Origin of the sequence: Streptomyces palmae (assembly GCF_004684805.1) — a bacterium.
Taxonomy (GTDB): domain Bacteria; phylum Actinomycetota; class Actinomycetes; order Streptomycetales; family Streptomycetaceae; genus Streptomyces; species Streptomyces palmae.
Genome location: NZ_SRID01000048.1, coordinates 16062 through 27565, shown reverse-complemented (window position 1 = coordinate 27565; position 11504 = coordinate 16062). Strand labels below are relative to the sequence as shown.

Here is an 11504-nt window from a genome sequence, read left to right as displayed (position 1 = left end):
CGTCTCCAAGCAGACCGTCTACAACCACTTCGGCGACGCGCTGCCGTTCGCCCTCGACCGCGGCCAGGAACAGCCGTTCCTTGTCGCCGAAGTGGTTGTAGACGGTCTGCTTGGAGACGCCGGCGGCGGCGGCGATGACGTCGACTCCGGCCCGCTGGTACCCCTCGCGCAGGAAGACGGTGACCGCGGCGTCCAGGATGGCCTGGCGCTTGGCGGGTTGGGGGCCGTGGGGCCGTCCGCGGGTGCCGCGCCGTACCGCGTTGTCCGTCCGCATGTCCGCCGCTCCTCTCTCCCCGCTCCCTTACCGGTGCCGACCGGCTGCTCTTGCCCGTGGGGCGTAGGCGCCCCTAGCCTTCCACATCTGGAATGGACTGGTCCGTCCAGTCTGGTTGAACGGCACCACACTTCGCGAGGAGAGGTTCATGGGCGCATCGGAGAACGGCGGCACCGACGGGCTGATCACGTTGGCGGCCGAGGCGCAGGACCAGCTGTTCCGTCAGGCCCGCACGGCGAACACCTTCACCCCCGAGCCGGTCACCGATGACCAGGTCCGGGCCATCTACGAGCTGGTCAAGTTCGGGCCCACCTCGCTCAACCAGCAGCCGCTGCGGGTGGTGCTGGTCCGTTCGCCGGAGGCACGGGAGCGGCTGGTGCCGCTGATGACCGGGCGGAACCGGGAGAAGACGGCCCAGGCCCCGCTGGTGGCGGTCCTCGGCGCGGATCTGGACTTCCACGACGAGCTGCCGAAGCTGGTGCCCTTCATGGACGATCCGCGGGCGCTGTTCGAGGACCCGTCGGCCCGTGCCGAGTCGGCGAAGTTCAACACGGCCATCCAGATCGGCTACTTCATCATGGGGGTGCGGGCCGCCGGGCTGGCCGCCGGGCCGATGATCGGCTTCGACAAGGCGGCGGTCGACAAGGAGTTCTTCCCGGACGGCCGGCACACCGCGTTGTGCGTGGTGAACCTGGGCAAGCCGGGTCCGGACGCCTGGCAGGGCCGGCTGCCCCGGCTGGCGTACGAGGAGGTCGTGACCTCGGTCTGACCGCCCGCCCGCCCGAAATCGCAAGAGACCGCGCGGAGGCCGCCGGCCCCGGTCGAACCGGGTGCCGACGGCCTGGCGGCGAGCGTGTGCTGAGGGCCGCTCAGCTCTCTATCAGCTCGTGGAAGACCACGGTGTCGAAGATGTCCTCCATGCGGGTGGCCCGGCCGTCCCGCATGGTCCAGGAGTGCACGAAGTCCAAGGTGGCGGTCTTCCCGCTGCGACTGGTCACCTCGCGGGTGCCGAACACCACGACCCGGTCGCCCTGCTCGATGAACTCCCGGGGGCTCAGCCGCATGCCGCCCAGGACGGTCGGCACCCGCGTCAGGAACTCCTTGATGCCGGTGTGTCCCAGCTTGGTGCCGCCCAGGCCGTACTTCTCCATGCCGTCCGGGTGCACCCACTCCACGTCGGGGTGCATGGCCGAGAGGATGCCGGCCACGTCCCGGTCGGCGAAGCCCGCGTAGGCGCGGCGGATGGTCTCGATGTTGGCGGATGCCATGGTGGTCGTCCTTACGCCTTGATGTGCTCGGGGTAGAGCGCCTCGACGGTGCGGCGGATGCCGTCCCGCCAGGGCACCTGGCAGGGGCCGGTGATCTCCAGCCGCTTGGCCGGGTCGAACTGGTAGGTCTCCCGGGTGACCTCGCTGGGGACCAGCTTGGCCTCGACGCCGGTCAACTCCTCCAGGTAGCGCACGCAGTCGGTGATGCCCACCGGCTCGTCACCGCCCCAGTTGACCAGGGTGGCGGGCACCGAGGCGGCCTCCCACAGCTGGGGAACCTGCCGTACCAGGTCCTCGGTGTGCAGCAGGGAGCACCAGTTCTGGCCCTCGGTCGGCACCGGGATCGGCTCGCCGGCGAGCATCCGCTTGAAGTACAGCATCGGCACGCCGCCGTAGCCGCCGGGCCCGTAGGCGATGTTGAGCCGGGCGATGGTGGTGGGCAGGCCCAGCACACCGGCGAAGGCGCGCACCGTTCCCTCCGCGGCGATCTTCCCGACCGGGTAGGCGGGCAGCCAGTCGGCGACACCGTCGATCGGGTCGGTCTCGGCGTACCGGTGGTCCAGCGTCTGCCGCTTGTAGAGGGCGCCGGTGGAGACGAAGAGGAACGACTCCGCGTCTCGGCAGTGCGTCATCAGGCGTCCGCAGGCGAGCGAGTTGACCTCGACCGCGGCGTTGAAGTCGCCGTCCTCGCCGCGGCGTACCGCGGAGTGGAAGACATGGGTGAAGTCGGTGGGCAGCCCGTCGTAGGCGGCCTCGCTGAGGTCGTCCATGTCCCAGCGGAACGTGGTGATCCCGTGGGCGCGCAGGGCGTCCTCGGAGCCCGGTGCGCCGAACCGGCCCAGGCACCACACCTCGTTGTGCTCCGCCAGGGCCATGGCCACCGGGCCGGCCACCTGGCCGGTGGCCCCGGTGACCAGGATCTTCTTCCCTTCCAACCTGTCACTCCCCATCCTCGCGCAGCGGGCCGTCGCCCAGTGCGCGGTCGAGCTCCCTGCGCAGTACGGCCTGGAAGGCCGCGACGTGCTGGGGGCCCATCAGCGTGTAGTGCTCACCCGGTACGTCGATGTACCGGTTCGGCTCCGTGGTGTGCTCGTCCCACCTGCGCAGCTCGTTCGCCAGCCAGTCCTCCTTGGTGCCCCGCAGCGGGACGGCGTAGAAGACCGTCACCGACCGCGTGGTGCCGGTGGGAGTGTAGGTGCGGCCCAGGTCGGTGAGCCCGTTGGCCAGCTCCGCCCAGGCGGTGAACTTCGGCAGGTCCAGGTCGAGTTCGGCCAGCCGGTCCTGGGGGGCGATCTCCAGCAGGTGGGCCAGCTGCTCGTCGCGGGGCAGCGGGCGCAGCAGGCCGGGCAGGTCGAGCGACTGCTTCTTGTTGATCAGGTCCAGGAAGAAGGCCAGGTTGACGGCGGTCTCAACGAAGTCGAGCTCCTCCATGCGGTACTTGATGTGCGGGGGGAGGTTGAAGCTGCCGACGAAGTCCACCCGCTCGCCCTGGGCTTCGAGCGCCTTGGCGATCTCGAAGGCGACCGCCCCGCCGAAGGAGTAGCCGGCGATCGCGTAGGGGCCGTGCGGCTGGCGCTCGCGGATGGCGGCCACATAGGTGGTGACCATCTCCTCGAAGCTCTCGAAGGGTCGCTCGCCCTCGTTGAAGCCGCGGGCGCGCAGCGCGTGGAACGGCCGGTCGCCGACGAAGTACTTGGCCAGGTTGACGAAGACCAGGACCTCGCCGACGCCCGGGTGGACGCAGAACAGCGGGGTCTTGTCGCCGCCGGTCTGCAGCGGCACCACCGGGTCGTACGTACCGGGGCCGGCCTGCCGCCCGCCGTCCAGCACGGCGGCCAGCCGCTGGGCGGTGGGGGCGGTGAGCACGGTGATGATGGGCAGGTCCGGGACACCGAGCCGCTGGTGCACCTGGTGGCGGAGGCGCAGGATGTCCAGCGAGGTGCCGCCCAGGTCGAAGAAGCTCGCGGTGGTGCTGATCCGCTCCGGGACGGTCTCGAACATCTCGGCGAATATCTCGGTGAGTACCCGCTCGGTGTCCGTGGCGGCCGGAGTGTGGCCGCCGAGCCTGCGCACGGTCAGCTCGGCGACCCGCTCGATCACCGCGTCGTAGCCGCCGGCCTCCAGCGTGCGGCGCATCCGCTGGCGCAGCGTCTTGCCCAGGCTCGTCTTGGGGAAGGCGTCCCTGGGCAGCGGCAGGATGTGGGTGGGGCGGAATCCGCAGTGCATGACCACGGTGGAGCGCACCGCGGTGAGCAGCCGGTACAGGGCGGCCTCGTCGTCCTGGTCGAAGTCCGGGTGGACGGCTATCACCAGCTGTTCGGTGTCGCTGCCGGGGCTCCGGGTGGGGAAGGCCGCGACATAGCCGCCGCTGACCCCGTCGAGCTGCTCCAGCGCCGCCTCTATCTCATGGCTGAAGTAGTTGACGCCATTGACGATGATGCTGTCCTTGCTGCGGCCGACCAGGGTGAGCCGGCCCTCCTCGTCGATGCGCCCCAGGTCGCCGCTGCGGAACCAGCCGTCGGTGGTGAAGGCCTCCCGGGTGGCGGCCTCGTTGCGGTAGTAGCCGCGGGTGATCATGGGGCCGTTCAGCTGCAGCTCGCCGACCTCGCCGGTCGGCAGCGGGTTGTTGTCGTCGTCCGCGACCCGCATCCGCAGCGCCTTGACCGTGGTGCCCAGGTTCGCGAACTCCTGACCCGCGTCGGCGGCCGGGAACTCCCGGTTGTAGATGCTGCCGGCGCAGGTCTCGGTCATGCCGAAGGCGGGCCACAGGGCGGTGCCGCGGAGCCCGAAGCGGGCGTACGCGGCGAGGAAGGCCTCCCCGGTGGCGACCACGTTGGCCTCGCCGCCGCTGACGATGTGCCGCAGCGCGCTCAGGTCGAGGCCCTCGCCACCGGCGGCCATCTCCTCCGCGACCCCGGGCGCCGCCGCGCTGAGCGGGGCGAGCAGGAAATTCGGGGTGAAGGTCATGGTGACCCGGTACCGGGAGGCGATGCGAAGGAACTGAAGCGGTTCTTCCAGAATGACCGCGGCTTGCGCATGCAATTGCGTGGCGCCCACGTAAAGGGGTAGCAAATGCGCTTCCATGAGCGCCGCCACATGGTCGTAAGAAATCCAGTTGAACGTGGTGTCGGCAGCGGTGAGCTCCTGCTTGTCGGACTTTCCGGCCATGGCGGCGAGCACATTCGCATTGCTCAGCATGACCGCCTTGGAATTCCCCGTGGAACCGGAGGTGAGGACCAGGACGGCCAGGTCCTCGGGTGCCGCCCGGTGGATCCGGTCCGCGGGTGCCGCGCCGCGCATCCTTTCCAGCGGGGCCACCGCGAGCCCCGGCACCGGGGGCAGTTCGGCGGCCATCGCCTCGGTGGTCACCAGCAGCGGGTGCTCCAGCAACCGGTCGACATGGGCGAGCTGGGCGGCCCAGCGCGCCGGGTCACCGGGCAGCGGGACCATCGGGCAGGGTACGAACCCGCCCAGCAGGCAGGCCCAGAACACGGTGAGGAAATCCCGCTGGTCGGGCAGGAGCAGGGCCACCTTGTCCTGCGGGCGCAGTCCGCGTTCGCGCAGTGCGGTGAGTATTCGGCTCGCCGCGTCGAGGAGTTCGGGGTAGGTCTGGACCGTGGATTCGCCGTCGGCACGGCCGAGCAAGTACCGTATTCCGACTTCCGGATGCTTTTCTGCCGCACTCACCAGTAGCTGGGCTAGATATTGCGGATCTTCCGTGTTTTCCGGCGCAGAATGGCCTTCTGGTCTTGCTTTCATTGCCCCAGCTGACCCCTTTCCACTTGATTGAGAGGCCCTGAAGGTAACAGTTGCGAACACACGTACTCCACGATCCTCTAGCGAGGCTCTAGGCAGGCTCTAGCACCGGCCCCGAGGTGGCGCCGCGGTCCGGACCGCGGCGAGGTCCTCCCCAGGCGAGCGCCGCCGAACGCCGCCGAGTGCCGGCGAGTGCCGGCGAGGGCCAACGAGCACCGCCGAGCACCGGCGGACGCTTGGGCTTGACGCGCGAGCACCGCGATATATCGTGAGAGAGGTATACGCGATATGTTGCGTCCCGCGGGTCCCACGCCCGGCGCCTCGCGCCCCGACCGGCACGGGCGCCACGGACGTCACGGCCGGCGGTCGCGCATTCGTATCGCCGAGTCATCGCCGAGTCTGGGGAGGCCAGGGATGTCGGACCGGTCCACATGGTCGCTGGGTGAACCGCGCAGGCTGCTGCTCGACGGCCCCGTCTCGGACCTCCAGGTGCGGGTGGTGGGCGGTTCGGTCGACATCGTCGGCACCGACTCCCCGGCCGGCGGAGGGGCCCGGCTGGAACTCACCGCCATCGACGGCCCGCCGCTCAGCGTGACCCACCACCAGGGCACCCTGACCGTCGCCTATGACGACCTGCCCTGGAAGGACCTGCTCACCTGGCTCGACGGCAGGGGCTGGCGGCGCAGCGTACGGCTGAGCCTCACCGTGCCGGCCGGCACCAACGCCTCGGTGGGGGTGATCGGCGCCGGGGCGGTGGTCTCCGGGCTCACCGGCCGTACCGAACTGCGCGGCGTACACGGCGACACCACGCTGGTCGGCCTGAGCGGACCGGTCCGCGCGGACACCGTCACCGGCCGGGTGGAGGCCCAGGCCGTCACCGGCGAACTCCGCTTCACCTCGGTCTCCGGCGACCTCACCGTCCTGGAGGGCGCCGGTCCCAGGATCCGCGCCGAGTCGGTCGGCGGCAGCCTCACCCTCGACCTGGCCCCCGGCGCCCGCGGCGCGGACCTCGGGCTGACCACCGTCTCCGGCGCGATAGCCGTCCGGCTGCCGCACCCGGCCGACGCCGAGGTGCGGGCGAGCACCACCGGCGGCGAGGTCTCCTGCGCCTTCGAGGAGCTGCGGGTGAGCGGGCAGTGGGGCGGCAGAAGGATCAGCGGCACCCTGGGCTCGGGCACCGGGCGCCTGAAGGCCACCACCGTCACCGGCGGCATCGCCCTGCTGCGCCGCCCGCCCGCCGAGGGCGACGAGGTGGCGCACGGCAGCGAAGGGAAGGTTCTCTGATGCCCCCCGTCTTCGCCCATGGCCGGCTGCGGCTCTATCTGCTGAAGCTGCTCGACGAGGCGCCCCGGCACGGCTACGAGATCATCCGCCTGCTGGAGGAGCGCTTCCAGGGGATGTACGCGCCGTCCGCCGGCACGGTCTACCCCCGGCTGGCCAAACTGGAGGCCGAGGGCCTGGTCAGCCATGCCACCGAGGGCGGTCGCAAGGTCTACTCGATCACCGCGGCCGGCCGGGACGAGCTGACCGACCGGGCCGCCGAACTCGCCGAGTTGGAGGTCGAGATCCGCGAGTCGGTGGCCGAACTGGCCGCCGAGATCCGGGAGGACGTCCGGGGCAACGCCGGCGCGCTGCGGCGCGAGATGCGGGAGGCCGCCCAGCGGGCCCGTACCTCCGCCGGCGGCGAGGGGGGCGAGGACGGCGGAGGACAGCCGGGCGGCGGGGAGGGCGCCTGGGGCGATCGCGAGGCGTGGCGGCAGGCCAAGGAGGAGCTGCGGCGGGCCCGCGAGGAGTGGAAGGAGCAGGCCCGCCGGGCGAAGGAGGAGAGCCGCCGCGCCCGGCGGGATGCCCAACGCGCCCGCGAACAGGCCCAGGAGGCCCAGGAACGCGCCTTCGAGGAGGTGCAGCGGATCGCCCGCCGGGTGCAGGAGCAGGCCCAGGAGCACGTCCGCGCCGGTGACTGGCAGCGGGCGCTGCGGGAGGGGCTGGCGGAGGTCTCCCGCGGGATGAGCCGGCTGGGCCGGCACGGCGGCCCCGACCAGGGCACGGAGCAACCGACGGCGGACCGGCCCGGCCCGAGCGGGGAGTGGGCGGCCCCGAGCGGCCCCAGCGGGGAGCGGGCGGCCCCCGGCGGCCCCGGTCTGGGCAAGGAGTGGTCGGCCGGCGAGGGACCCGGTCTGGGCAAGGAGTGGTCGGCGGCGGACCGTCCCGGCCCCAGTGGGGGGCAGCCGGCCCCGGGCGGCCCTGGCCCGACCGGCGAGTGGGCAGCCCCCGGCGGCCCAGGTCTGGCCGAAGAGCGGTCGGCCGGCGATGGCACGGTCGAGCCCGAGTGGGCCCGGGAGTTCCGCCCCTCCGGCGCCCCGGCCCGCGACCTGGACCGGCTGCTGGATCGCTTCCGGGACGGCATCCGGGACACCGCGCGGGACCACGGGGTGAGTGACCGGGCGCTGGCCGAGGCACACCGCGCGCTCGCCGCCACCGCGGCCCGGCTCGACCGGCTGCTGCGCGAGGGCCCGCGCTGACCGCGGGCACCGCCCCCGGGGCGGCGGTTGACTTCAACCCAAGGTGAGGTTTCACGATCGTGGTCGCCGGCCCTTCCCGGACCGGCCGCCGCGACCGAGGAGGCACCATGCCCAGCACGCCCGGCCACCCCGACCCAGCCGAACCCGGCGTCGGCGCGCCGCTGTTCAGCACCTGGAGCGTCGGCACCCCCGAACGCCAGCAGGCGGCGGCCCAGGCCATCGAGGCCACCTGGCGCGGCCGCCCCTGGCCGGATGCGAACCTCGTCTCCTACGGCGTCTACGCCGCCGACGATGGTGACACCCTGATGCACTACTCCCAGTGGCGCGAGGCGGCGGACTACTTCGCCTTCTTCGCGAGCCACCGGCAGGAGCGGAACGACTCCATCGACCAGGCGGTACCCGGGATCAAGCGGCTGGGGCTGTCCCAGTACCGGCTGTACCGCAGCCATGTCCCCGACCCGGACCGGCGGGCCGTGCGGGCGCCAGGGCTGATCGTCACGGTGGACGGGCGCTTCGACCCGGCGGCGGCGCACCGGCGCACCGAGTGGGTGGACACCGTGGTCGACACGCTCACCGCCGACCGGGAGAACCACCGCGAGCTGCTGGGCGCCCACTTCCACCTGCTGGTGGACGGCGCCCGGCACCTGAGCTCGGCCGCGGACCGGGTGTTCAACTACGCCGAGTGGACCAGCGAGGAGGCGTACGACCAGGCCATGGCGGCCCACTCCGGGCCGGCCGACTGGCAGCGGGTCGCGGACTTCCCCGGCTTCCGGGGATCCGAGATCACCCGCTACCGGCTCCTGCTGCACCTCCACCCGCAGGGCTGAGCGGCCGGGCCCGCCGGGGGCGGGCCCGGCTCCCCGCCACGACGCCGGCAGGGTCAGACGGTGAAGACGACCTTGCCGAACAGGTCGCCGCCGGCCATCTTCTCGAAGCCCTCGCGCGCCCGGTCCAAGGGCAGCACCGAGTCGACGACCGGCCGCACCCCGCGCGCCGCGCAGAAGCTCAGCAGGTCCTCCAACTCCTCCTTGGTGCCCATGGTCGAGCCGACCACCTTCAGCTCCAGGAAGAAGATCCGGTTCAGCTCGGCGGCCTTGGGGTTGGGGCCGGAGGTGGCGCCGGAGATGACCAGGGTGCCGCCCGGCCGGAGCGCCTTGACCGAATGCGACCAGGTGGCCGCGCCCACCGTCTCGATCACCGCGTCCACCCGGTGCGGCAGCCGCTCCCCCGGTGCGAACGCCGCCTCCGCGCCCAGTTCCACCGCCCGCCGGCGCTTGGCCTCGTCCCGGCTGGTGGCGAAGATCCGCAGACCGGCGGCGGCGCCCAGCACGATGGCCGCGGTGGCCACCCCGCCGCCGGCGCCCTGCACCAGCACCGAATCGCCGGGGCGCACCGAGGCGTTGGTGAAGAGCATCCGGTAGGCGGTCAGCCAGGCGGTGGGCAGGCAGGCCGCCTCCTCGAAGCTGAGCTGCCGGGGCTTGGGCAGCAGGTTCCAGGTGGGGACGGTGACCTGCTCGGCGAAGGTGCCCTGGTAACGCTCGGTGAGGATGGAGCGGGGCTCGTGCGGGCCGACCCCGTGCCCGGTCTGCCCGATGACGGAGTGCAGGACCACCTCGTTGCCCTGCTCGTCGATCCCGGCCGCGTCGCAGCCCAGGATCATCGGAAGCGACTCCTCGCCCAGGCCCACCCCGCGCAGCGACCAGAGGTCATGGTGGTTGAGCGAGGCGGCCTTGACGGTGACGGTCGTCCAGCCGGCCCGGGCCTCGGGCGCGGGGCGCTCGCCCAGTTCAAGGCCGTTCAACGGCTGGTCACGGTCGATACGTGCGGCGTAGGCAGCGAACATGAGCTGACCCTATGTGAGCACGCCTGGCTCCGGGCAGACCGCGGGGCGGCCGGTCCGGCTGTGACATCCGGCACCCCCGGACGGCGGCCCTCCGAAGGGGTGGCCGCGGCGGGCGAAACCGCCAGGCCCCGGGCACCTCCGCGGCCCTCCGATTGGGGTGGCCGCGGCGGACGGGACCGTCAGGCCCCCTCGGACACCTCCGCGCCCCTCCGACGGGGGTGGCCGCGCTGGACGAGACCGCCGGGGCTCGTCGCGCACCTACGCGGCCATCCGATGGGGGTGGCGGCGGCGAGACCGCCAGGCCCCCTGGGACACCTCGCGGCCCTCCGATTGGGGTGGCCGCGGCGGGCGAAACCGCCAGGCCCCGGGCACCTCCGCGGCCCCCCGATGACGTGATCCCGGTGGACGAGGCCGCCGAGCCCGTCACACACCCCACTAGCGTCGAAGGCGGTACGGCACCGGGCCGTACCGCCTTCGACGGGGTGCGGGTCAGCGGCGGGCGACGCCCTCCGCACGGGCGGCCGCGGCGACCGCCGCGGTCACCGCGGGGGCCACCCGCTCGTCGAACGGGGACGGGATGACCTTGTCCGCGCTCAACTCGTCGGCCACCACGGCGGCCAGCGCCTCGGCGGCGGCGAGCTTCATGCCCTCGGTGATACGGGCGGCCCGCACCTGGAGGGCGCCCGCGAAGATACCCGGGAAGGCGAGCACGTTGTTGATCTGGTTGGGGTAGTCGCTGCGGCCGGTGGCGACCACGGCGGCGTACTTGTGCGCGATGTCCGGGTGGATCTCCGGGGTGGGGTTGGCCATCGCGAAGATGAAGGCACCGGGGGCCATCGTGGCGACCGCGGCCTCGGGGACCGTGCCGCCGCTGACCCCGATGAAGACGTCGGCGCCGTCCAACGCGCTCTCCAGGGAGCCGGAGAGCCCCGCCTTGTTGGTAAAGCCGGCCAGCTCGCGCTTGACCGGGGTGAGGTCCTCGCGGTCCGGGGAGACGACGCCCTTGCGGTCGCAGACCGCGACGTCTCCGATGCCCGCCTCGATGAGGATCTTGGTGATGGCCACACCGGCGGCGCCCGCGCCGGAGATCACCGCGCGCAGCGAGTCCAGCGACCGGCCGGTGAGCTTGGCGGCGTTGCGCAGGGCGGCGAGGGTGACCACCGCGGTGCCGTGCTGGTCGTCGTGGAAGACGGGGATGTCCACGCGCTCCTGGAGCTTGCGCTCGATCTCGAAGCACCGGGGCGCGGAGATGTCCTCCAGGTTGACGCCACCGAAGGAGGGTGCGAGGCGGACGACGGTGTCCACGATCTCGTCGACGCCGCGGCAGTCGAGGGCGATCGGCACCGCGTCCACGCCGCCGAACTGCTTGAAGAGGATGGCCTTGCCCTCCATCACCGGCAGGGAGGCCTCCGGGCCGATGTCGCCGAGCCCGAGCACCGCGCTGCCGTCCGTGACGACCGCGACGACCTGGGACTTCCAGGTGTAGTCGTGGACCAGCTCGGGCTGCTCGGCGATGGCGCTGCACACCTTGGCGACGCCCGGGGTGTAGGCGAGGGACAGATCGTCCTTGTCGCGCACCGGCACGGTGGCCTGCACGGCCATCTTGCCGCCCCGGTGCAGCGCGAACGCCGGGTCGAAGAGCTCCTCGTGATCTCCGTCCGTATCGCTGTCGCTGCGAGGATTAACGATCTCCGCTGACACTGATATGACCCCTTTGTCTTATTTCTTCTGAGGGTTTGACCGCTCCTGGTTGGGGAACGGGCGGGTACCGCGTTCGCTTTCCCGGACGGCAGTTAGCTGCCACGCACGGGAGCGGACGCCGGGCGCGCCGCACACGCGCC

Annotated in this window: 10 protein-coding genes; 4 read left to right on the top strand and 6 right to left on the bottom strand. The window is 72.2% G+C overall.

Features of this window, described 5'->3' with window-relative positions:
- The coding region (locus tag E4099_RS08085) for a TetR/AcrR family transcriptional regulator (RefSeq protein ID WP_135338271.1) at positions 1-274 on the bottom strand (274 nt) is incomplete at its 3' end.
- 148 nt (positions 275-422) lie between these two features.
- Between E4099_RS08085 and E4099_RS08080 the strand changes: the two genes are divergently transcribed.
- On the top strand, positions 423-1043 hold the full coding sequence (locus tag E4099_RS08080) for a malonic semialdehyde reductase (protein WP_135338270.1): 621 nt from the start codon (positions 423-425) through the stop codon (positions 1041-1043).
- Positions 1044-1143: 100 nt separating this feature from the next.
- Here the strand turns inward: E4099_RS08080 and E4099_RS08075 are convergent, their stop codons facing one another.
- The 3 genes from E4099_RS08075 to E4099_RS08065 are packed head-to-tail and all read right to left on the bottom strand — an operon-like array spanning position 1144 to position 5301.
- Positions 1144-1542, bottom strand: coding sequence for a nuclear transport factor 2 family protein (locus E4099_RS08075; protein ID WP_135338269.1), 399 nt, complete (start codon positions 1540-1542; stop codon positions 1144-1146).
- Positions 1543-1553: 11 nt separating this feature from the next.
- Complete coding sequence (locus tag E4099_RS08070; protein ID WP_209446551.1) at positions 1554-2477, bottom strand: NAD-dependent epimerase/dehydratase family protein; 924 nt, start codon at positions 2475-2477, stop codon at positions 1554-1556.
- A 4-nt stretch (positions 2478-2481) separates the two neighbouring features.
- A complete protein-coding gene (locus E4099_RS08065; protein WP_135338267.1) occupies positions 2482-5301 on the bottom strand; it encodes a non-ribosomal peptide synthetase in 2820 nt (939 codons plus the stop codon).
- A 411-nt stretch (positions 5302-5712) separates the two neighbouring features.
- Here E4099_RS08065 and E4099_RS08060 point away from each other — a divergent pair, with 411 nt between their 5' ends.
- From E4099_RS08060 to E4099_RS08050, 3 genes are all read left to right on the top strand, one after another.
- The gene (locus E4099_RS08060; RefSeq protein WP_135338266.1) at positions 5713-6582 is read left to right on the top strand and encodes a DUF4097 family beta strand repeat-containing protein; all 870 of its coding nucleotides are present in this window, start codon (positions 5713-5715) and stop codon (positions 6580-6582) included.
- Positions 6582-7820: a PadR family transcriptional regulator gene (locus tag E4099_RS08055; protein WP_135338265.1), complete on the top strand. Its 1239-nt coding sequence runs from the start codon at positions 6582-6584 to the stop codon at positions 7818-7820. Before E4099_RS08060 ends, E4099_RS08055 begins: the two co-directional genes overlap by 1 nt.
- Before the next feature lie 107 nt (positions 7821-7927).
- Positions 7928-8647, top strand: a complete 720-nt coding sequence (locus tag E4099_RS08050; protein ID WP_135338264.1) for an antibiotic biosynthesis monooxygenase — start codon at positions 7928-7930, stop codon at positions 8645-8647.
- A 53-nt stretch (positions 8648-8700) separates the two neighbouring features.
- On the opposite strand, the gene E4099_RS08045 is transcribed toward E4099_RS08050, so the two are convergent.
- Both E4099_RS08045 and E4099_RS08040 read right to left on the bottom strand, forming a co-directional pair.
- Positions 8701-9663, bottom strand: coding sequence for a zinc-binding dehydrogenase (locus tag E4099_RS08045; protein ID WP_135338263.1), 963 nt, complete (start codon positions 9661-9663; stop codon positions 8701-8703).
- 489 nt (positions 9664-10152) lie between these two features.
- Positions 10153-11364 (bottom strand): NAD(P)-dependent malic enzyme, encoded by a 1212-nt coding sequence (locus tag E4099_RS08040; protein ID WP_135338262.1) that lies wholly within the window; start codon positions 11362-11364, stop codon positions 10153-10155.
- Between the last annotated feature and the right edge of the window lie 140 nt (positions 11365-11504).